We start from the raw sequence: 22646 nt of genomic DNA on the forward strand, positions 1-22646 counted from the left end.
TTATTGAATGATATGAGCCAATACACAGATTATCGTTATGGTCTGTCAAATAAAATAGTTTAATCACAAAAGTTACGCTAAACTTATTATAACCAAAAGTATTTTTATTGCTGTCTCTTTCATAACTCCCTTTTATCGGACTCACCTATGACTTCTGTTAACCCTAGCAAAAACACGGTAACGCAAGCCAATAGAAAAACGCTTCCTCTCTCATCGATCATATTATTGGCAGCGGTAACCTTACTACCAGCATGTAGTGTTGTCTCGGTAGAAAAGCAAGCATCAGCCAAGACCATTTCTACCCAGCGGGGCAATATCGTGACTGACAATCAGTTGAGCAGCGATACGGCCTCTGCGCTACTCTCTGCAGGCCTCAATGAACAAGCTTGTATGCAGCGGTTTGATTTGTGTCTGACTCAGCTGACAGACAGTATTTTAAATAAGCACTATCGGCCAGCCCTAGCGATTTTTGCAGAACTACACTATGCAAAAGCGCGTCAACTTGCTGACTCACAAAACTGTCGAAATGCGCTTGCCCGTCCACCACTTGACCCATACTATGCCAATGCGCCTTTGAGCGACGACGATGCCAAAACGCAGCAAGAAGAGACCGACCTTTGCTTAAACAATTATCAGGACAGACTGTTTGATGCGGTTAAATATAGCTATACCTATTTGTTTTATGACAGTCTGACTCATGATTTTGAGGGTGCTGATGAAAGCTATAGTAGTGCTCACACACAAACCCGCATTCCAACTGACAACGATATCCAGACCCAAGATATCTATAATGCGGCTAGTAATGACGTTATCACACAGCTTTATCGGTCGACTGAGCATTCAGATAAGTTAATGAATGATACAAAAGTAGAGTACCTGCCAACGCCCTATACCAAGCGCGATAGCAGTGACAAAGCAGCCATTGCCAATCGTGCGCTGCTAAAAGGCAAAGCTGTTGCTCAAATCAAAGTCATGAAAGTACAAGTAGATGATTATGACCTCGGCATCTATTTGCCCAATGAAAACAACTATTTGCAAAATGCTCATAAGCAAGACTCTGCGCTTGCTGACTTAGTTTCTACTTACGAGCTACGTCTCTCTGGGCTGAACTCTGTTAGCAAACGTCCCGGTTTAGGTATCAGCTTAGTTGCCTCTCTCGATGATCGCTATACCACCACGATTCGCCAATTATTATCATCATCACTATCGGGTCGCTTCGCCAATGAAAGTGACAATACAAAGGATAGCGAGCCAAGCTCACGCATTTATCCTACTGGTCATTTACTGCTAACAGGTTTGATCAAACCCAGTGGCGATAGTGTATTAGATGTGCTGAGCAGTCAACAACTCGACATCCACTTATACAACCCGTACCGCACTGAAACCGTCAATATTCTTAACGATAACTATCCATTAGCAGCCAATTTCTCAGCAGGTTATGGAATGTGGCTGGCAGAAAACCAGTTGGATAGTGTGGGCTATCTGAACCTAATCACGCGCCAGCCAGATGCTCGTCTACCCAAACTGTTTATGCTCGAACCTTATGACCCTGACAAGCGTGTCATCATTATGCTACATGGTTTGGCCTCTAGCCCAGCCACGTGGGTCAATCTCACCAACGATATTCTCAATGATCACAAACTGCGCGACAATTACCAGGTTTGGCAAATATTTTATCCAACCAATTTGCCTATTTTAGAAAATCGCTATCAGATTCAGCAATTAATCAATACTACCTACGAGCAGACGGACCCAACAGGACAAAATCGCGCCAGCAAAAATAGCGTGATTGTCAGCCACAGTATGGGCGCGCTCATCGCGCGTATGATGCTATCCGATGAAAATCTGGTTGAAGACTTAGACCGACTGGATGACCAAGACATTCTCTCAAACAGTGAAAAGCGGCAAATACGCGACGCCCTCAAACAGTCTTTTGGCGAAAAGGAATTAAGAAAACGGTTTGAGCTTCACTCATTGCCCCAAGTAGACACTGCCGTATTTTTGTCTGCGCCATTTCGTGGCACTGACTATGCAGACCGCTGGTTCACTCGTGCGCTGCGCCGCATTGTCTATCTGCCAGTCGGTTTGGTAAAAACAGTGACTGACAACTTGGCAACGATTGCCACGCAAGGCGATCTGGCACAAAACCCGTTGGGCGCTTTGTATTTGCAAAACGGTGCCAGTCAGCTCAGTGACAAATCTTCTTTTATCGAATTAACCAAAGATCTGACGATTAATAGCCGTGTGACTTATCATTCAATTATTGCCAACAATGATGCTGATATCACCAAAGGGTTGGCTCAAGCACAGCCTGACGGTGCCAAAATTGATTTATCGCAAGCGCTAGAAGAAGACGCTAAAGACGAGCGCGCAAGTGTCAGCGTGTCAGATGACACATCAGAGCTGCCTCCTGAGCCACTGGTCGCTGCCGTCACTGTTGATAAAAATATCAGTCAGGCCCTAACCCAACGTTTATCAGATGGCATTGTTCCCTATACCAGTGCTCACCTAGATGGCGCCGCCTCTGAAACCATTATAAATGGCGGTCATAGTATTCAAACCAATCCACAAACTATTTTGACACTGCGACGGATTTTGCATAAACAGTTACAAGAATGATGTATGTTTTTGTTATTGGGGAACATTTTAATGCATGGGAAAGCAAGTAATAAACAGAACAGATGTTTTATGAAAAAATACTCGCTATTCCCAAGTCATTGTTATTCATAAAGTTAATTTTATTTTCAAGGGTGTTTTATGATTGTTTTTCTGACTCCTAGGTATGCAGCTGTCTAACCGCACGGGTTGCGTCACTATCTAGGGTTGCGTCACTATCTAGGGAAGCGCATAATATATACAGCACATGACTGTAATATATGAATTTATAGGGACATAAATTATTCAATTCAGCTAAACAGTGAATCGCAAGCTTAACCACAATTTATGCCTAATGTTGCTAAAGTAAAGTTTTGCGTCACTGAGCCATTGCCCGTAATCTTTGTCACCTTGATTTATGTACAGTTACGGACAGTTACTTAAGCGTTGTACGGAAGCCAGCGCTATTCAGCTAACAGATGAGAGTAACCGTTTATGTTCGCTACGTTTATGATTGACCAGCTCGATGCGCTGACACTCGCGCGCATCCAGTTCGCTTTCGTTGTCTCTTTTCATATCGTCTTTCCCGCTTTTTCTATTGGACTTGCCAGCTGGCTGACCGTACTTGAGTTTCGCTGGTTAAGAACAGGCAATCCTGTTTTTGCGGAAGTCTACAAACACTGGGTAAAAATATTTGCCGTGGTGTTTGGTATGGGTGTGGTTTCAGGGGTGGTAATGTCTTACCAGTTTGGCACCAACTGGGCAGTCTTTTCAGATAAGGCGGGTAACGTCTTAGGCCCACTACTCGCTTATGAAGTACTGACTGCATTTTTCTTAGAAGCCTCCTTTTTGGGTATCATGCTCTTCGGTTGGGGCCGCGTTAGTAAGCGCATGCACTTTGTCGCCACGGCGACTGTCGCTGTCGGTACGTTGATCTCAGGGTTTTGGATCTTGGCCGCCAACAGTTTTATGCAGACCCCGCAAGGCTTTATGATGGGCGCTGATGGTCTGCTCTATCCGACCGATTGGCTTGAGATTATTTTTAACCCTTCATTTCCTTACCGCTATGCCCACATGATGACCGCTGCTTTCTTAACCACTGCTTTTGTGGTCGGCGGTATTGGTGCTTATTATCTGCAATCCAAAAAACACATCGAACACAGAAAACATGGCCGCGTGATGTTGGGTATGGCGATGATTATGGCGATTTTTGTGGCACCTGCGCAGGTATTAATCGGTGATGAGCACGGGCTAAATACCCTTGAGCATCAGCCTGCCAAAGTCGCTGCGATGGAAGGTATCTGGGAAGATGAGCGCGGGGCAGCATTACGTCTCTTTGCGATTCCTGATCAAGAAACGCAGTCCAATAAATATGAGGTCAAGATCCCTTATGTCACAGGTTTGATTCTCACTCACTCTTTAGATGGTGAAGTGAAGGGTCTTAAAAACTGGGCACCAGAAGACCAACCACACGTTATTATTGTATTTTGGGCCTTCCGTATTATGGTTGCCATTGGTATGTTAATGGTGCTTGTGGGTCTATTTAGTGTTTATAAATACTTCAAAAAACAGCAATTCAATCCTGATAGTGTGTGGTTCCACCGTGCATGGATGATGATGACGCCGCTTGGCTTTATCGCGCTACTTGCCGGTTGGTTTGTCACTGAAACGGGTCGCCAGCCATGGACAGTCTACGGTGTAATCCGTACCGCTGAGAGTATGTCACCGGTTGCCGCGCAGCAAGTGGCCACCACGTTAATCGGCTTTATCGTTGTTTACACTTTTGTCTTTGGTGCCGGTAGCTTTTATATCCTGCGCTTGATTGGTCAAGGGCCAAAACCTTATACCGATCCGTCAGAGGACAATTTCTACGAGCATTCAATCACTGAAGGTCAAGGTCGTACATTAAGTGGGGACAGTGATCCTGCTGGTAATACCACCGAACCCAATATTGATGAACCTGCAAACGATAACGACGCTGATGATGGAGGGCTACGCTAATGTTTAACTTCGGTGATGTATTAGATTTACCCCTTATTTGGGGCGGCCTGATTGCGCTTGCGGTATTTGTCTATGTGCTACTTGATGGCTTTGATTTGGGCTGTGGTATCTTATTCCCTTTTGCAGGCTCAGACCAAAACCGTAGCCGTATCATGAACTCTATCGCCCCATTTTGGGACGGTAACGAGACATGGCTGGTGCTTGGCGGCGGCGGTTTATTCGCGGCGTTCCCTGTGGCCTATGGCATCATTATGACTGGGCTGTATCTGCCCGTCTTCTTGATGCTGGTCGGTCTGATTTTGCGCGGCGTGGCTTTTGAATTTCGCTTCAAAGAACACGACCACCGCTATATTTGGGACACCTTGTTTTTTGTCGGTTCGCTGATGGCGGCATTTTTCCAAGGGGTGATGCTCGGTTCATTGGTTCACGGCCTTGATGCGAGCAACCGTTTGTATACGGGTGGACCGTTTGATTGGTTTACGCCGTTCTCGATGGTCAGCGGTGTGGCATTGATTATTGGTTATTCACTGCTTGGCTCGACATGGTTGATTCTAAAAACAGAACACGATCTACAGGTCTGGGCCAGAAAAATATCAGGCTGGCTACTCTCGGCCCTTGTTGCGGCGATGATTGTGGTCACTATCTTCATGTATTTTTCAGACATTGATGCGCTTGAAGATTGGTTCACGCTTGCACGCTTACCGTACTTGGCACCGATGCCGATTATTGCCTTGATTTTGTTCTTTATCATGCGTAAAGACTTGACCACCGAGCGCGAATATCGTCCGTTTTTGCTGACAGTGATGCTGTTCTTACTGGGTTATATCGGTGTTTGTGTGGCCATATTCCCTTATATCGTGCCCTATCAGATGACCGTATACGAGGCGGCCGCTGCCGATACCTCGCTGTCATTTATGCTGATTGGTGCAGTGATTATGCTGCCGATCATCTTAAGTTACACCGCTTATGCTTACTACGTCTTTAAGGGCAAGAGTAATCACGAGCCTATGTATTAAGGTAGGTTTGGCGGAGCATCCCAGTCGCAGCCGTCATCCATGCTGATGGCGTCTGCAACCACGTTGTCAAACAAGAGGTTTTTATGAAAAATCTGAGTAAAAAACAAAGACAGTGGGCTTGGTTTATGGGCTTATATGGCGCAGGGTTTTTGACCATTTTTACGATTGCACAGCTTATCAAGCTCGCTATGGGCGTTTAAGTACAATGCTCATATCCATCAAGCCCTAATCGTCAAACCACAGGGCTCATAAAAAATGCCGTAGAGACAACGATACTTCTCGTTGTCTCTACGGCGTTTTTTTGTTCATAGTTTTGGTTGGCTTATCTGCCGAGGTGCTGGGCAGCACCTTTGTTTGCGATAAAATTATTGACCTGCTCTAGACGCTCAGGCGTACCGACATCGATCCAATTATCAGTCATCACTTCGGCAGTCACCTGAAATTTAATCATCGCTTGCTTGAGCAGTGGCGCAAGCGGCGCAGGCTGACCAACTGCCAAGCCATCGACCAAGCGCGGCGATACGACACTGATACCTGCAAAGGTATATTTGTCCGCATCGGCAATCGGCTGCTCGCTGGCCAAACCATTATTGATGGCAAAATCGCCACCGCTGTTGTGCTCAGGGTTATCAATGAGCACCAAATGCGCTTGCTGATCTGCGCCCAGCGTATAGTCTGTTAAACGCGCAAAATCAAACGTCGTCCAGACATCAGAGTTGACAAGTATAAATGGCGCATCTTGTAGCTTGCCTGACTGCAATGCCTGAAAAATACCACCTGCAGTCTCTAGCGGCTCATCTTCCTCTAGTGACCAATGCAAACGCACACCATACTGCTCACCATCACCCAGCGCATCCATCAACTTGTCTGCCAGCCATGAAGCATTGATGGTGATGTCGGTAACACCCGCCGCTTTTAGTGCCTTGATATGCCACACGATCAGCGGCTGACCGCCCACTTCGACCAAAGGTTTGGGCGTATCTAGTGTCAATGGGCGCAAGCGTGTGCCCTTGCCTGCGGCCAAAATCATGGCTTGTGTAATCGTCGAGCTAGACATGCTGACTCCTGTCTTTATTATTTATATCATTCATTTGGTTGAGCATCATCTACGCTGAGAAGAACTTGTCTTTGTATGCAGGCATGACCTTGTCTTGTAACCATTGATTAAAAGGTAGGACGGCACGCTTTATCGCGTCATCCCCTTGCGCCGCTAGCCAGTTTAATTCGGTAATCAAATCTCGCATGACTTTTGGGATATCAGCCAGATAGCGATCTTTGCCATCGCGTTCAGACAGTCTGACAAAAATACCCAGCACTTTTAGGTGACGCTGCACGCCCATGACATTCACATCATTTTCAAGCTGAACCCAACTGTCTGCTGTGGTGAGCGAGTGCTGCTTTTGTAGCTGCCAAAAATCCTGTATCCATGCAGATATTTGCTTCTCTGACCACTCAACATAAGCATCGCGTACTAGCGACACCAAGTCATAAGTGTAGGCACCGATCACGGCATCTTGAAAATCAATCACGCCCAAGCGCGAGTCATCTGCCTGATCGTGCATGAGGTTGCGGCTGTGATAGTCACGGTGAACGATCACTTGTGGTTGTTGCAAGATCTCAGTCATCAACGCCGATTTTAACGCTTCCCATACAGCGTCATTTAAACGCACGCCGATATAAGGGATAAACCACTCGCTAAACAGATCCATTTCACGATCCAATAACGCTTTATCATAGAGTGGCAGTGTATAAGGCGCTTGCACAGGCAGTTGTTGCAGTGCGACCAGCGTTTGCATCGCCATTTGATAATGAGCATCAACGGCTTCAGGCGAGGCATCAACCAGCAAGTGGGCAAATTCAACTGACCCAAAATCTTGCAAAACCAAAAAGCCTTGCTCTAAATTCTGCGCGATGAGCGTCGGCACATTGATTGCTGATGACATGAGCTTAGCCACGTGAATAAACTGGCGCATGGCCTCTTGCTCATCGGCTGAATCCATAACAATATAACGACGACTGTTTGCATCATCAGCCTCTGACAGTTGAATACGGTGATATCGGCGGGCGCTGGCGTCACCTGGCAAACTATCTAGGCTAAAAGTCTTTTCTACAAATACTTGCTGTAACCAATGCTCTAACTGTTGCTGGCGATTGTCGTTGTTATTCTCAGTCATGTCAGGCTCTATAGTGGTTTTATCAGTCATAAGGGGCATCGTTGGTTAAATATAAATCATAAATCATTAAAGTAGTGATAAGTCAGGTAAATACTTGCTAAAATAGCGTAATCTTAAGCCGCAACAACTGCGCCAATAGACGTATCAAGATCTCATTCATTATTTAGCGCTGAGCTAAATTTTTTAGTTCATTTAAAAGCCGCTTGGCTATGTTATAAATTTTGGTAAATAGTGTAGCTGATTTGGTTTTTTTTGACTATGATTAGTCGTCATTATATGTAAAACAGCCAAACTCTTGAGTCGACGCTATCGATGAGTAATTTTTTAGCTATTTATGAACATCATGATATGGTTCAATAATACGGCTATGCAATTCAGTATCGCAATTTAATAGGCTCTGCAATCATAGGTGTGCCCTTGTTATATTCTCCGCTTTACCAAAGCATTCGCGTGATCTTATTTGGCACTTTAGGCTTATCTAGCCTGACAGTCAGTGCTGCTATCAACGATGCTGACACACAAAAAACCGAGCCATCAAGTGCTACCAGTACAAGCAACTATGCCTCTGATACTGTCAATAGATTTGCCGAGCAAGACGTCAATGATGACGATATCGGTGATATAGAAACGCCAGCACAGACTGATAATTTTCAAGAGACTGCTCCGGTTTCTAATATCAATAATACCCGCTTCGCAAACGATAGTACATCAAATAGAAGCATACCTGATGATACTTTGACCATTACCGAAATCAACGAATCCTCTGATACGGTCGCTATGCAGTCATCGGATATGATAGATAGCGACCAAGTCGATAACGACATACGTGCCAACACAGCGCCTGATACTCAAACAGCAGATAGTGTTGCGCTTGATAGTAGCGATGAGAGTATTCAAACCAGCTTGATGCGCCTAGCAGAATTCTACGAGCTCACCCCAGAAACAGAGCCCACTACCGTCAATGATATCGATACAGTAGCAAACATTGAATCTGATGATACACAGAGCACCTTAGCGCCTACAGCGCAGACCATTCCAAAAGTCGGTAAAAACTTACGATTATTGCCAAACGCTATAGATAGTGCACAACGCTGTGAAGGTCAATGGGTCTATCCAAAGAGCAACCCTAATTATCAGCGTGCTGTGAATGAAGCGGGCGGTGCAAATGGACAACCCGTACCTGATGTTGACAGTATTCCCAACAATCAAGCACCTTTATTCACAGAGTCAGACTACGGTTATTACAATAATATCAACTATGCTGAGCTATCAGGTAATGTGAAAGTCGATCAGGGCACCCAGCATATCGAAGCAGAGAAAGTTGTGATTGATCTAAGCAATGGCGTGGCTGCTGCACAAGGTAGAGTCATGTTTACCGATCAGGCGACAGGACAATCACTGCAACGTAGCAATGCACCGAGCAACGCTCAAGCCAGCTTTAATGAAAGAGCAAAAAAAGGTGGTTTGATTGGGGTTGCAGACAGCTTAAATTACAATACTGAAACTGGACAATCAACAGCCAACGATGTGGCTTTTGCTAGTGTTGGGCTACAAGCACACGGCTACGCTAAACGCTTGAATAAGCCCAATGATAGTGAGTACGAGTTGGACGAGGTAATGTTTAGCACCTGTCCACCCACCAACCGTAAATGGCAATTTGATGCCAAAAGTATCGATTTGAATACTGATACAGGGCGCGGTGAAGCCTATAATACGACTTTTCGCATTGCTGACGTACCGGTCTTTTATCTGCCCTACTTTAACTTCCCAATAAACAGTCGTCGTAGCAGCGGATTTTTATTACCAAGTGCGAGCGTGAGTAGTGAGAGCGGTGTTGAGATTGATGTTCCTTATTACTTCAACCTAGCGCCCAACTACGATGCCACGCTCAATACGCATGTATATACTGATCGTAATCCTATGCTCTCAGGTGAGTTCCGTTATTTGACCGAAAACTATGGAGAAGGCATTTTCAACGGTTCATACTTGCCTAATGACAAAGAATATAATGACGAAGATCGTAAAAGCTTTTTTTATGATCATTATTGGTCATCCAAAAGTATTCCGCGGTTAAGTGGTGATGCCAAGTACAGCTATGTATCAGATGCAGATTATCTTGATGATTTTGATACCTTAGGTTTATCAGATAACACCATCAATCTACCAAGGCGTGCTCGAGTTAATTATTATAATGATTACGTCGATGGTGAGTTAAAAGTAGAAACCTTTCAAACGTTAGATGCGTTTACTGATAATGGTGAGGCTCTAGAGGATAAAGACAAACCCTATTCACGCCTACCACAACTAAAGCTCAACTATCGACTGCCGTGGGCGAAGAATTTTGATATCACTGGTGTACATGATTCTGCCTATTTTAAGAAGTCTATTGATGATGGCTCTGAAGACGAAAAAAGCGGTGTACGCTTTTATAACAAACTAAGCGCTGTCTATCCGATGGAGAAATCTTGGGGCTATATTAGACCCAAGCTAAGCTTGCAGCATCTTTATACCTCGTATGATGAAGATAGCTTGGCAGATAACGATCTGAGTGAAGAAGATGGTAGTCAGTCAGTATTTGTGCCACAAGCGAGTATTGATGCAGCGCTGAACTTCTACCAAGCAGGCTCACCATTTGGGGCGTTTGATGACACCTTGGGCGGTTATCGTCTGCTGAGTCCACGGGTGAAATATACTTATTCACCCTACAAAAACCAGAACGATATTCCCAACTTTAACACTCGTATTGCCTCTATCAACTATGAGCAACTGTTTTCAGACAGCTGGTTTTTAGGCCATGATCGCTTGCAAGACTTGCACTCTATCACGCCTGGTGTCAACTATCGTTACATCGATGCAACGGGTGTGACACGTTTTGATGGTAGCATTGCAGAGCAGTTCTATATTGATGACGGCCGTGTCACGCTTGATGATGAGCAAAGAGTATTCAACTCTTCTTCCTCAGGCATGGTATGGGATACCAGCACCCAACCTTATAACAATTTTTGGGTTGATGTGAGCGGTGCGCTGACTAACGACTATGATTTGAACTATATCACGACTGAGCTACGTTATCAGCCATCAGACAATAGCTTGTTCAATGTGGGCTATGTCAAACGCCAGCGTGATGAAAATACGGATCAGTTGCCATTGTCCGCATTTACCGCCTCCGCTGTTTTCCCTATAAACAATAGCTGGCGGATATTGGCTCAGGGTCAGTATGACTATAATCGCAACAAAACGCTTGATTCGCTCGTTGGCGTTGATTATGAAGACTGCTGTTTTGGCTTTGCAGTTTATGGTCGCCGTTACTATAATGACTTGAATGTCAAAGACAAGCCAACACAAGCTATTATGGCAGAGATTAGATTAAATGGTCTTGGCAGTGGTAGCAGCCGCCTAACGCGGTTACTCAGTGACAAAATATTAGGCTTTGAACCTGTCCAAACCGCATGGAAAGACTAAAGGGCTTTTTTGAAGTAAAATATTATTTATATAAAAATGTATAAAGCACTATCTACAATCCAATTATGGACAACACTGTCGAGTATTTGATGATTAAAAGTATTGGATCGTGTTGACCAACTACCATCCGATGCGATGACATTGATGAGGAGCATCATGAGATTTTTTTCTTTACGTCAAACTAGCCGCGCTGTACTACTGTCTATAGGTGCCAGCCTTACGCTCGCTTTGAGCGCTCAAGCAGCCACGGTGGCACCTGCAGTAGCACAAACGTCGAATCCGGCTGGACAAAACACCGTCGACCGTTTGACACCTGCCAATAGTACTGATGGCATCGTGGCTTTGGTCAATGAAAACGCTATCTTGAAGAGCGAATTGGTTGATGCAATCCAGCAAACCCAAGCCCGTGCACAAGCGGCAGGCGAGCCAATTGCAAACTCAGCACAACTACAGTCTGAGGTACTAAACGCGCTTATCTTACGTGAGTTGCAACTATCCATGGTCAAGCGTGTCGGTCTGTCTCCTGACAAAGCAGATATCAATCAGCGACTTGGTCAAATCGCTCAAGCTGAAGGGTTAAGCAGTCTATCAGAGTTACAGCAGCGCCTTGATGCCACGCGCCCCGGCAGCTATGCCGCATTGCGTGCTCAACTGATAGAAGATGCTGCTATTCAAGAACTACAACAGCGTCAGATCAGTCGCCGTGTACGCATCAGCGAACAAGATATTGATGCATTTTTAGCCTCACCCGAAGCCAAACGCCTAAACCAAAACGAGTATCAAACGGTACATGTACGTGTACCCTATATAGATGACTATAGTCGTCTCTCAGACGCGCAGCGTAAAGAAGCACTACAAGTGGCGCAGACCTTACGTGCGCGCTTACTTGAACCAAATGTCAATGTCTCTGAAGCGATTGCGGCAACTCAAGGTAGCTATCCCATCCCTATCCAAGGTGGAGATATGGGCTTTCATAAGGCAGCGTCATTGCCCACAGAGCTGTCGAGCAAAATCACCAACCTCGAGGTTGGGACGGTCAGTGAACCATTATTGACGCCTGAAGGTATCGACATCATCAAACTGGCTGACAAAAAAGCCAGTGAAACGATGCTGATACCTCAGTGGCATACCCGTCATATTTTAGTGAAAGTTGATGAGCTTCAAACTGACGCGCTGGCTGAACAAAAAATCAATGATTTGTATGAGCAGCTGCGCGGTGGTGCTGATTTTGCTGCTTTAGCATCAACCTACTCAGATGATCCAGGCTCAGCGGGGCGCGGTGGTGACCTTGACTGGGTGAGTGAAGAGGATATGGTAGGTCCATTTGAAACCATGATGAAAAACACCGCCGTGGGTGACTACTCTGCTCCATTCAAAACTCAATTTGGTTGGCACATTCTGAAAGTTGATGGTAAGCGTCAGCAAGATGTCAGTGACCAATACCGCCGTAATATGGCACGCCAAGCCCTCTATCAACGCCTAGCGCCTCAAGCAAAAGAAGACTGGTTACAAGAGTTACGTGCAGGGGCTTATATCCAAATAATAGGCTAGAAATAATAGGCTAGTTACTGACATGCGCTAACGATAAAATATTCATTTGGCTATACAAAATAGTGCTTTATGACTATCAATAAAAAAGAGGTTATGCTTGGGCATAACCCCTTTTTTTTGGCGCTTCACTACTGACCGCTCTAAATCATGAATAGCAAACTGTCTACGTAAAGACAACCCCTCCATGCTCAGCTTTATAAACAGACGTATTGCCATACGTTTTTTATGTACTTTTTGGTACACAAAGAAAAGCCCCGAACCTAGGGCGATTGGTTCGGAGCTTTAGTGCTTCATATTATTGTTATTATCTCTCTTCCATGTTGACTCATCCTAAGTCATAAACAGTAACGTATAAGACAGCGGGCTGACCTGTTCTTTTATTGATACCGTCTCAACACTGCATCCTTGCGTATCCTTGTGTTGATGAATGTATTATAGGACAATCAACTGAGCACGAATATAAGCTAAAGACCTTATTTGACGTAAGCATATGCTTACGTTATGAAAGCAAATTTTTCTTACCTTTTATCTCTACTATCAGTCAAAGCTACATTGTGCCTCTCTGTGCTCATCCGACATTTTCTTGCCTTCTTTTTTGCCCTCTTCAATCTTGTTGTCAGCCTCTTCAACATCCTCCGCTTCTGCAGTCGGTGCGTTTTCCTCTTGATGACGGGTTTCTTCTGGCTCGTATTGCAAAGTCGTCATCACTGGAAAATGATCTGACCCAATAGATGGCATACGTTTGATATCTACGACGGTAAAGCAAGCACTATGAAAAATGTGATCCAAGGCCCAGCGCAAAAATGGATATTTGACATGAAACGTATTGATAAAGTGTCGACCAATTCGCGGATCTAGCAGCCCAGAGATACGCTGAAAACGACGAGTGGTTTTTGACCATGCCACATCATTGAGATCACCAGCCAATATCGCGGTTTGACTGTTTTCTTTGATGTGTTTGCCAACCATAAGCAATTCAGCGTCGCGAGTGGTCGACTTGTCAGCTTCGGTTGGACTTGGGGGCATGGGATGCAAGCAATACAGCCAAATCACGCGGCCGCCTTGCAAGCGCAACTGAGTATGAATAGATGGTATGTCATCAATCATTAGGTACTTCACTTCAGGATCTATCAGCTCAAGTTTAGAATACAGATGCATACCATATAGATTGTCCAACGGCACTTTTACGGCATATGGATAATCAGACTCGACTTGCTCTAAGGCTTTTTCCCATTTTTTATCAGTTTCGAGCGTGATTAAAATATCAGGCTGTTTTTGATCCACCAAGTCAACCAGTTTTTGAGTGTCATCGTTGGGTGTTAATACATTTGACACCATGATTTTTAGGTCATGTGCTTCCCCTTCTGGCTTATTTTTCGCTTTTTGAACTTCTTTTTTCCACAGCTTTGTATAGGGCAATACCATTCTGAGTTGAAACGCTAATGTGATGCTAAGCACGATGAATAATAACCACTGACCTAATTGCCATTCTGAAAAGAATAAGATCATGCCAATCCAAGCAATCACACCCAGCACCATTATCTGAATACGTGGAAACTCAACGCCGCGTACCCACCAATTATCAAGCGGCAACCATCCCCATATCGTGACAAATGCGATGAATCCTGCGAGCCATTGTAAGCCGTAATATAATAGTGAGAAATCCATAGTATGTACTAACCGTTTATTGAAGTGATAATGACACACGTCATTTGTCCTATAGCTAAGCACATTATAGTTTTAACTTAACTGGTGTCAGGTAATGGTATTAGAGACTTACTTTAGCATCTCGTAAGATTATCGCCTACCGGTGAGTTGCGCTTATGCGACAACTGCCATAAAAAATTACAATATTATTCAATATAGTGAATACACGACTAAAGGCTCAATCATCTCTGAGCGACCAAACTCCATTTATCAAACCTGAAGCATGGCTAGAATAATAACTGAAAGTTATAGCGGGCATAGTTAATAGTGTACAGAAAACGACCAAATAATAGGCAAAACGCCTTGCTTTTTCTTGCCATTCACGGCATTGTTATTGGTTGATGAGGTAACACATTATTGTAAATAGGATTGAATTTCATGAGTAATTTGACAGTAGGCTTGGTAGGCTGGCGCGGCATGGTAGGGTCAGTATTGATACAACGTATGCAAGAAGAAAACGACTTCAACGATATCACGCCTGTCTTTTTTTCAACCAGTAATGTTGGTGGCGATGCGCCAAAGTTTGATGGTATCGAAACCGGCCAATTAAAAGATGCTCATGATATTGACGCGCTTGCCGCGTGTGATGTAATTATTACCTGCCAAGGTGGCGACTACACATCAAAAATCCATCAACCACTACGCGATAGTGGCTGGAATGGCTATTGGATTGATGCGGCAAGTACGCTACGTATGAAAGACAACAGCATTATCATTCTTGACCCCGTCAATCGCAGTGTCATTGACGATGCGCTAGCAAATGGCAAAAAAGACTTTATCGGTGGCAACTGTACGGTATCACTGATGCTGATGGCGATTGGTGAACTGTTCAATAAAGGCTGGGTTGAATGGGTCAGTGCCATGACGTATCAAGCGGCTAGCGGCTCAGGTGCGAATAACATGCGCGAGTTGATCTCAGGCATGGGTGTGTTACGTGACGCGGTACAAGACGAGCTTGCTAACCCTGCTAGCGCCATCCTTGATATCGACAAAAAAATTGCCCAAACTCAGCGCTCAGCAGACTTCCCAAAACAGTACTTTGGTGTACCGCTTGCTGGTAGCTTGATTCCTTATATCGATGTGCAGTTAGATAATAAGCAATCAAAAGAGGAATGGAAAGGCGGCGTTGAAACCAACAAAATCCTTGGTAATGATGAGGCCAGTACCATTCCTATCGACGGTATGTGTGTCCGCGTTGGTGCCATGCGCTGCCATGCACAAGGCCTGACCATCAAACTCAAAAAAGATATCCCTCTAGAAGAGATTGAAGCCGCCCTAAAAAATAGCGGCAATCAGTGGTTGGACTTAGTCGAAGATGACAAAGAAGCCACTATGAACCGCTTAACACCGGTTGCCGTAACCGGCACGCTTACCGTGGCATTAGGTCGCTTGCGTAAATTAAACATGGGCCCTGAATATCTAGGTGCTTTTACGGTTGGCGATCAGCTACTGTGGGGCGCAGCCGAGCCATTGCGCCGTATGCTTAATATTGTTCGTGAGCAAAACAGCTAGACAAATTGATTCAGATATCACATAAAAAAGACAGCAATGGCTGTCTTTTTTTATATTCTTAACTTGTGATTGAAAGCCCTATTATCTACCGATCATACGATTACTTTTGCTCATAAGCGATCATCACTTCATTACGACGCATAAAGGGTAATGTCCAAGGCGGATTATAACGGGCCAATTCAGGCTCGCCCGTGATGGTTACGTTTTGTTCTTCCATCCACGCTCGCAATTCCTGCGTTTTAGTCGCAACTTTTTTACTACCCGTCAATCCTGAAAATTTGATCACACCATAAGTTTGTACAGGTACTTCTATAATTTCAACGTCTGGATTGTTCGGCTTCGGTAAGGTTTGCATTGTGTATTTGCTGGGCATCGTAAACTGTACGCGCCATTTGCCGTCATCTTGTTGCATGCTCACTGGTGCGGTCATCGCAATTTTCTGTGACTCACCCGCCTCTTTTTGACTATCGGCCTGCATCGTCACAGGCGCGGTCATACTAATTTTGCTACTACCGCCCGTGGGCGCGGTATTGTTACCAAAAATATAATCTGCCAGTACTTTGAATCCTGCACGGCTAGCATCCTCTTTGTCACCACTTATCCATGTCTGAGCGACCAGTTGCGCCTCATAACGACGCAGCTCAAAATTACCCTTTTGTGCCAATAGCGCATAGTCAGGTTCTTCTGTTTCGGCCGCCATAGCGCTTCTTGATATCAATACCAAGCCGCCCAGTAGTAATAAATAACCTGTCTTTTTCATATTATTTTCCTAATTACTGGAAGTGTGCCCTGATGATTGTGAAACTATCACCCTTGTGATTTTACTGTACCAACTGGGCATGACGGTTGTCTGTGTCTTTTGGTTATGCGAAGTGATGCTGATTCATGACACAGGCAAGTGTATGAATGCCCGTAAATATCCATGTCCAAAAAAACCCCTAACAATGCTATAATTGGCCACATTTTCATAGCTCATATATCGGTTATCATATGCAATTTGTCTTACATAAAACGGCCAGCGGCAATACGCGTGCGCGTCGCGGCACCGTTCATCTCAATCATGGCGATGTACAAACGCCAGCTTTTATGCCAGTTGGCACTTATGGTACCGTCAAAGGTATGCTGCCACGTGATATCGAAGCCATCGGTGCAGATATTATTCTTGGCAACACCTTCCATCTATGGCTGCGTCCAGGTACGGAAGTGATTGACAAATTTGGTGGCCTGCATAAATTTATGCATTGGGACAAGCCCATTTTGACGGACTCAGGCGGCTTCCAAGTCTTTAGCTTGGGTGCAATGCGCAAAATCACTGAAGAAGGCGTGAATTTTAAATCTCCTATTGATGGCGCTAAGGTATTTCTGTCTCCAGAAAAATCGATGCAGATTCAATACAGCTTGAATTCAGACATCGTCATGCAGTTTGATGAATGTACCCCTTATCCAGCGACGCACGATGAAGCCAAAAAATCTTTGGAACTCTCATTGCGTTGGGGGCAGCGCTGCGTGGAAGAACACAAGAGACTCGGCAGCACCAATGCCTTATTCGGTATTATCCAAGGCAGCATGTATCCTGATTTACGTCAACAATCACTTGAGGGTCTGCTCAATATTGGCTTTGATGGTTATGCGATCGGTGGTCTGTCGGTGGGTGAGCCAAAAGATGAGATGATGGATGTACTCGACTATATCCCTGATGCCATGCCAGCAGATAAGCCGCGCTACTTGATGGGTGTTGGTAAACCTGAAGACATCGTAGAGGCTGTGCGCCGCGGCGTCGACATGTTTGACTGCGTCATGCCAACGCGTAACGCCCGTAATGGTCATTACTTTGTGACAGGTGACACAGAAAACGCGGGTGTGGTACGTATCCGCAATAGCCAATACCGCAATGATGAAGGCCCACTCGACCCTGAATGTGATTGCTACACTTGCCAAAATTTCAGCCGTGCTTACTTATACCATCTTAACAAATGTAAAGAGATGCTGGGTGCTCAGCTAGCCACCATTCACAACCTGCGCTACTACCAGCGTTTGATGCAAGGGATCAGAGATGCCATCGAGCAAGATCAGTTTGATGAGTTTGTCAGCGAGTTCTATAGCAAACGTGGCCAAACTGTCCCTGAGTTAAACTTGCGTTAATCCATTTTAGTATTTATTGATATTATTAGATATAAAAAGGGCTTAAGATAATTCTTAAGCCCTTTTTATGTGTGCTGCTTTTATCACTTAATGATGCAAATAGAGTCTATTTTGACTACTATCACATCAGTGAGGTAACAAATACCACGATCACAGCGATTGGCGCGATGACTTTTGCAACAATTTGCCAAAGCTGCCATGTCGCATTAGATAAACCAAGCTCTTGCTGAATACTACGCTGATCCATTTTCCAACCAACAAATACGATGGCCGCAAGACCTGTTAGAGGTAACAGGAACTTACTGGTAATCTTGTCTAGTGCATCAAAGATACCGTTACCCATAATAGTAAATTCAGACCATAGGTTAAACGATAGCAATGCGGCAATACCTAATAGCCAAATCACAGTACTGGCAACGATAGTCGATACGGTACGGCTCATCGACGTACGCTCTTCTAGCAGCTCAACCGTTGGCTCTAGTAATGAGATAGATGAGGTAAAAGCTGCAAAGGTAATAAGCAAAAAGAACAATGCACCAATGATAGTACCCGCACTCATGCTACCAAAAGCAATCGGTAAGCTGACGAAGATCAGACCAGGACCTGACGCAGGATCTAGACTATTACTAAAGATAATTGGGAAAATGGCTAAACCAGCCGCCAAAGCGATAACCGTATCCAAAATAACAACGGTACGTGCAGTTTTTATCAAGTTCACTTCACGGCCCAAATACGAACCATAAGCAACCATGATGCCCATACCAATCGATAGCGTGAAGAAGGCATGACCTAATGCTGCAAGCATAACGTCAGCCGTCAGCTTGCTCATGTCTGGCGTGAACAAATAAGCAACTGCCTCACCAAAACCGCCATTCATTATGTTATAACCAACGATAACGAAAAGGATCACACCCAATAGTGGCATCAAAATTTTGGCTGTTTTTTCGATACCACTCGTTACACCAATACCAACGATAACGGCCGTTAAAACCATGAATACGGTGTGCCAAATCGTCAATGTACCGGCTGATGCTAGCATCGCATCAAAGGTCGCAGCCACAGAATCACTATCTTGACCTGTAAAGCTGCCTGACGCCACTTTGGTGATATAGTTAAGTGCCCAACCACCGATCACACTATAGAAGGATAGAATTAAAAAGCCACCCAAAATACCAGTAGCACCAACGATGGTCCAGCTACGAGATTTACCTTCGCTAGCAGCCACATCCGCAAACGTGTTGACTGGGTTTTTTTGTCCACGGCGACCAATGAGCCATTCAGCAACTAATATTGGAAAACCGACTAGCGCGATACAGAATAAATAAGCGATAACGAAAGCTGAACCACCGCTCTCACCCACCATATATGGAAACTTCCATATATTTCCCAAACCTACTGCTGAACCTACTGCCGCTAACACAAAGCCAAAACTTGAGCTCCATTGTGCATGTTCTTGTTTATTGATAGCCATTTTTTGCGTCCTCGTACTTCAAATAACGCTACTGACAATCCTCCTTGATCATCATAAATAGTCACTACTACTATCAAACTATTTAGTAAACACTTCAATGTGGAGTGCCCCGTAACATTAAGAAAGAATTGTTTACAATATCATAAACGCTCAGTTTCTGCTAAGCGACCAAAAAAGTCAAGCACTCATAAATATAAAAAGCCATAACGATTGGTTATGGCTTTTAGCAATATTATCTTTTATTAATAAAATTTGAGCAGATTAAAACTGTAAAAAACGACTATCTAGCCTAGCTTCTATCGTGGTTCAATATTCGTTTAACGCACCACGCCGCGACGGCTTTTTTGCAATGAATCAATCAACAATTGAACTTTTGGCTCTTGAGATAGTAGCTCACCTTGCAGAACCTCCAACGCTTTTGCTGTGGTCAGACCCGATCTAAAGACGGTACGATACGCTTGGCGTAAGACATCAATGGTTTCTTTCGACCAATCTTTTCGGCGCATGCCTTCGATATTTAGACCATGAGCTTTTGCTGGATTACCAGACACCATCGTAAAAGCTGCCACGTCTTTCAAAATCAAGCTGGCGCCGCCAACCAGACTATAGTCATCTACCGTACAGAATTGATGAATGCCTGAGTTACCACCTATAATAGTATGACTACCGATCGTTACATGACCTGCCACACCGACATTATTTGCCAATACATTGTTGTCCCCAATCACACAGTCATGCGCCACATGCGTGTTCACCATCAATAAATTGTGATTGCCTATCTTCGTCAATTCACTATCCTGTGCTGTACCGCGGTGCAAGCTACAAGCCTCTCGAATGGTATTATGATCACCAATCTCAAGCCAAGTACGCTCACCTGCATATTTTAGATCTTGCGGATCTTCGCCAATACTCGCAAACTGATAGAATTGATTGTGTGCACCGATACGCGTTAACTTTGTGACAACGACATGCCGATGCAATACAGTATGTGGCCCAATTGACACCTCATCCCCAACGATACAGTAAGGACCGATGACGGCAGTCTCATCGATCTGTGCTGATGGTGAGATGAGTGCTGTAGGATGAATCTGACTCATGATGTGGGCCCTTGTATCATTTAATGCGAATAAATAGTCAGCCAAATGCGACCCGTTTAGCATTATAAATAGTGCCAATACCAGTCGCTTTATTAAATATCAATATAATAGCTTATTGTAACGCTGAAGGTCGATTCAATATAGCGCTTTATGAAGACCCGCTTATTACAAACTTAGACACCTTTTGTGCCTTTGACTTTTTGCTGCTCTTGACGTGCAATCATAATTTGAGCACTCGCAGCAAGCTCATTCTCAACATGTACTGTGCAGTCAAACTTATAGATACCATGGCGCTGCATCACTGTCTTAGCACGAATAATGAGCTGGTCACCAGGAATAACACGGCGCTTAAACCGCACCTTATCGACACCAGCAAACAAGTACAGATAACCATCTTCTGAAGTTAAGCCTGCTGTAATAAACCCAAGTATTCCTGACACTTGTGCCATTGCCTCTACCATCAGCACTCCTGGCATAATCGGCTCATCAGGGAAATGCCCATTAAAAAACTCTTCATTAATGGTCACATTTTTAATACCCGTAATGCATTCGCCAGGCGTACAAGCGACAACTCTATCGATCAGCATAAAAGGATAGCGATGCGGCAAATAGTGTTTAATCGTATGATACGTTAGTGGTAATGTAAGACCCTGCTCAGCCAACTTTGCAATGTCTTCGTCAGTTGGAGTATCTATGTAGATATTGCTCATAATGAGGCTTCCTTGCAGTATTTAAAATATTGATTGTTTGTATTCGTATTAGTCACGGCCCATCTGACGAAAACGCACCGCCGCACGTCGCCAGTGCGCAGTTGGCATAGCAGCTGTTCCAGAAGAGTATGAGCCAGCCGTTTTGATCGATTTAGTGACCATGGTCATACCAGATAAGACAACATCATCTGTAATTTCGATGTGCCCTGTGATACCGACAGCGCCGCCGATGATACAGCGTTTGCCAATTGTCGTACTACCTGCGACACCAGTTTGGGAGGCAATCGCCGTACCATCTCCAACACGTACGTTGTGGGCGATTTGGACTAAATTATCAATAATCACATGATTGCCAATAACCGTATCATCAATGGCGCCGCGATCGACACAGGTGTGACTACCAATGCGTACATGATCACCAATAATCACACGGCCTAGCTGAGCGATCCGCTCCCAGCCTGAAACACTAGGGTTGTTGGTAGGAGCAAAGCCAAACCCTTCAGCACCGATACTCGCGCCCGCATGTAGTCTGACGTGATTACCAATGAGACAATTATGTCCAATAACGACTTGCGATTTGATAACACAATCAGTCCCAATCTCAGTATGTGCCTCGATGACCACATGCGCCTCTAGTGAGCTACGCGCGCCTATCTGCACATAATCTCCAATTACACAAAAAGGACCAATATTGACCTGATCACCAATGACCGCACTCTCAGAGATGACAGCGCTTGGATGAATGCCTCGAGATAGTGAACCACGAGCAAACAGCTGGCTTGCGCTAGCATAGGCCAAATACGGATTTGACACTACCAATGCGATTGCTGAGTCAGGCACTTGATCGCGAAAGTTTTCTGTCACCAAAACCGCGCCTGCTTGGCTGTTGGATAAACTAGCAATATAGTGAGGATCTGCCAAAAAGCTCAATTGTTGCTCATTTGCAGTGGTCAAGCTCCCGACACTACTGAATGGTTGATGCAGCGCTTCAGCAGTAAGATTGGCCTTATTGATGATAGGCTGACGCTGCTCAATTCGAGTGATAATGTGCTCAATCGTTATCATAATGGCTATTAATAAAATATGGTTGTATATAAAAGGGTCGTCAAAATAACAATGCGTTTTGACGACCTACTGGGGACTCATGGTATCTTGATTTACTCAAAAAAGCACATAAGAGTAATGAGAAATACTTAGATAATATTGGT

At 44.6% G+C, this 22646-nt stretch carries 15 protein-coding genes; 7 read left to right on the forward strand and 8 right to left on the reverse strand.

Annotated features, from left to right (window positions below):
* Nucleotides 1-147: 147 nt before the first annotated feature.
* The 3 genes from L0G63_RS04430 to cydB all read left to right on the forward strand — a co-directional run bounded on the left by L0G63_RS04430 (nt 148) and on the right by cydB (nt 5612).
* A complete protein-coding gene (locus L0G63_RS04430) occupies nt 148-2619 on the forward strand; it encodes a triacylglycerol lipase (RefSeq protein ID WP_301449542.1) in 2472 nt (823 codons plus the stop codon).
* Between the two features lie 486 nt (nt 2620-3105).
* Entirely contained in the window at nt 3106-4596 is a 1491-nt protein-coding gene (locus tag L0G63_RS04435; protein ID WP_301449566.1) for a cytochrome ubiquinol oxidase subunit I, read from the forward strand.
* On the forward strand, nt 4596-5612 hold the full coding sequence (cydB, locus tag L0G63_RS04440) for a cytochrome d ubiquinol oxidase subunit II (protein WP_301449543.1): 1017 nt from the start codon (nt 4596-4598) through the stop codon (nt 5610-5612). Before L0G63_RS04435 ends, cydB begins: the two co-directional genes overlap by 1 nt.
* A gap of 322 nt (nt 5613-5934) precedes the next feature.
* Here cydB and murU read toward each other — a convergent pair whose 3' ends face one another.
* Nucleotides 5935-6669 (reverse strand): N-acetylmuramate alpha-1-phosphate uridylyltransferase MurU, encoded by a 735-nt coding sequence (gene murU, locus L0G63_RS04445; RefSeq protein ID WP_301449544.1) that lies wholly within the window; start codon nt 6667-6669, stop codon nt 5935-5937.
* A 49-nt stretch (nt 6670-6718) separates the two neighbouring features.
* Nucleotides 6719-7816: an aminoglycoside phosphotransferase family protein gene (locus L0G63_RS04450; RefSeq protein ID WP_301449545.1), complete on the reverse strand. Its 1098-nt coding sequence runs from the start codon at nt 7814-7816 to the stop codon at nt 6719-6721.
* A 381-nt stretch (nt 7817-8197) separates the two neighbouring features.
* Here L0G63_RS04450 and lptD point away from each other — a divergent pair, with 381 nt between their 5' ends.
* The gene (gene lptD / locus L0G63_RS04455) at nt 8198-11248 is read left to right on the forward strand and encodes an LPS assembly protein LptD (RefSeq protein WP_301449546.1); all 3051 of its coding nucleotides are present in this window, start codon (nt 8198-8200) and stop codon (nt 11246-11248) included.
* A gap of 156 nt (nt 11249-11404) precedes the next feature.
* A complete protein-coding gene (locus tag L0G63_RS04460) occupies nt 11405-12799 on the forward strand; it encodes a peptidylprolyl isomerase (RefSeq protein ID WP_301449547.1) in 1395 nt (464 codons plus the stop codon).
* Between the two features lie 537 nt (nt 12800-13336).
* Here L0G63_RS04460 and L0G63_RS04465 read toward each other — a convergent pair.
* Entirely contained in the window at nt 13337-14467 is a 1131-nt protein-coding gene (locus L0G63_RS04465; protein ID WP_301449548.1) for an endonuclease/exonuclease/phosphatase family protein, read from the reverse strand.
* Between the two features lie 417 nt (nt 14468-14884).
* On the opposite strand from L0G63_RS04465, the gene asd reads away from it, so the two are divergent.
* Nucleotides 14885-16018: an aspartate-semialdehyde dehydrogenase gene (gene asd / locus L0G63_RS04470; protein WP_301449549.1), complete on the forward strand. Its 1134-nt coding sequence runs from the start codon at nt 14885-14887 to the stop codon at nt 16016-16018.
* Between the two features lie 100 nt (nt 16019-16118).
* Here the strand turns inward: asd and L0G63_RS04475 are convergent, their stop codons facing one another.
* Complete coding sequence (locus L0G63_RS04475; protein ID WP_301449550.1) at nt 16119-16778, reverse strand: heme-binding protein; 660 nt, start codon at nt 16776-16778, stop codon at nt 16119-16121.
* Between the two features lie 230 nt (nt 16779-17008).
* Here L0G63_RS04475 and tgt point away from each other — a divergent pair, with 230 nt between their 5' ends.
* Nucleotides 17009-18160 carry a tRNA guanosine(34) transglycosylase Tgt gene (gene tgt, locus L0G63_RS04480; protein ID WP_301449551.1) on the forward strand — a complete coding sequence of 384 codons (1152 nt, stop codon included), beginning with the start codon at nt 17009-17011 and terminating at the stop codon, nt 18158-18160.
* Between the two features lie 121 nt (nt 18161-18281).
* Here the strand turns inward: tgt and L0G63_RS04485 are convergent, their stop codons facing one another.
* The 4 genes from L0G63_RS04485 to lpxD form a co-directional block, all read right to left on the reverse strand.
* Nucleotides 18282-19631: a sodium-dependent transporter gene (locus L0G63_RS04485; RefSeq protein WP_301449552.1), complete on the reverse strand. Its 1350-nt coding sequence runs from the start codon at nt 19629-19631 to the stop codon at nt 18282-18284.
* 317 nt (nt 19632-19948) lie between these two features.
* On the reverse strand, nt 19949-20728 hold the full coding sequence (lpxA, locus tag L0G63_RS04490) for an acyl-ACP--UDP-N-acetylglucosamine O-acyltransferase (protein WP_301449553.1): 780 nt from the start codon (nt 20726-20728) through the stop codon (nt 19949-19951).
* Between the two features lie 173 nt (nt 20729-20901).
* Nucleotides 20902-21438, reverse strand: coding sequence for a 3-hydroxyacyl-ACP dehydratase FabZ (gene fabZ / locus L0G63_RS04495; RefSeq protein ID WP_301449554.1), 537 nt, complete (start codon nt 21436-21438; stop codon nt 20902-20904).
* Between the two features lie 48 nt (nt 21439-21486).
* On the reverse strand, nt 21487-22503 hold the full coding sequence (gene lpxD, locus L0G63_RS04500) for a UDP-3-O-(3-hydroxymyristoyl)glucosamine N-acyltransferase (RefSeq protein ID WP_301449555.1): 1017 nt from the start codon (nt 22501-22503) through the stop codon (nt 21487-21489).
* Between the last annotated feature and the right edge of the window lie 143 nt (nt 22504-22646).

The sequence above is a fragment of the Psychrobacter sp. genome (genome assembly GCF_030454045.1).
Taxonomy (GTDB): domain Bacteria; phylum Pseudomonadota; class Gammaproteobacteria; order Pseudomonadales; family Moraxellaceae; genus Psychrobacter.

Excerpts from the sequence above, each read along its gene's own strand:
- lpxD (WP_301449555.1), bottom strand. The coding sequence starts at position 22,503 with ATGATAACGATTGAGCACATTATCACTCGAATTGAGCAGCGTCAGCCT.
- fabZ (WP_301449554.1), bottom strand. The coding sequence starts at position 21,438 with ATGAGCAATATCTACATAGATACTCCAACTGACGAAGACATTGCAAAG.
- cydB (WP_301449543.1), top strand. The coding sequence starts at position 4,596 with ATGTTTAACTTCGGTGATGTATTAGATTTACCCCTTATTTGGGGCGGC.
- tgt (WP_301449551.1), top strand. The coding sequence starts at position 17,009 with ATGCAATTTGTCTTACATAAAACGGCCAGCGGCAATACGCGTGCGCGT.
- asd (WP_301449549.1), top strand. The coding sequence starts at position 14,885 with ATGAGTAATTTGACAGTAGGCTTGGTAGGCTGGCGCGGCATGGTAGGG.
- L0G63_RS04430 (WP_301449542.1), top strand. The coding sequence starts at position 148 with ATGACTTCTGTTAACCCTAGCAAAAACACGGTAACGCAAGCCAATAGA.
- L0G63_RS04460 (WP_301449547.1), top strand. The coding sequence starts at position 11,405 with ATGAGATTTTTTTCTTTACGTCAAACTAGCCGCGCTGTACTACTGTCT.
- L0G63_RS04450 (WP_301449545.1), bottom strand. The coding sequence starts at position 7,816 with ATGACTGATAAAACCACTATAGAGCCTGACATGACTGAGAATAACAAC.
- L0G63_RS04475 (WP_301449550.1), bottom strand. The coding sequence starts at position 16,778 with ATGAAAAAGACAGGTTATTTATTACTACTGGGCGGCTTGGTATTGATA.
- L0G63_RS04485 (WP_301449552.1), bottom strand. The coding sequence starts at position 19,631 with ATGGCTATCAATAAACAAGAACATGCACAATGGAGCTCAAGTTTTGGC.
- murU (WP_301449544.1), bottom strand. The coding sequence starts at position 6,669 with ATGTCTAGCTCGACGATTACACAAGCCATGATTTTGGCCGCAGGCAAG.
- lpxA (WP_301449553.1), bottom strand. The coding sequence starts at position 20,728 with ATGAGTCAGATTCATCCTACAGCACTCATCTCACCATCAGCACAGATC.
- L0G63_RS04435 (WP_301449566.1), top strand. The coding sequence starts at position 3,106 with ATGATTGACCAGCTCGATGCGCTGACACTCGCGCGCATCCAGTTCGCT.
- L0G63_RS04465 (WP_301449548.1), bottom strand. The coding sequence starts at position 14,467 with ATGGATTTCTCACTATTATATTACGGCTTACAATGGCTCGCAGGATTC.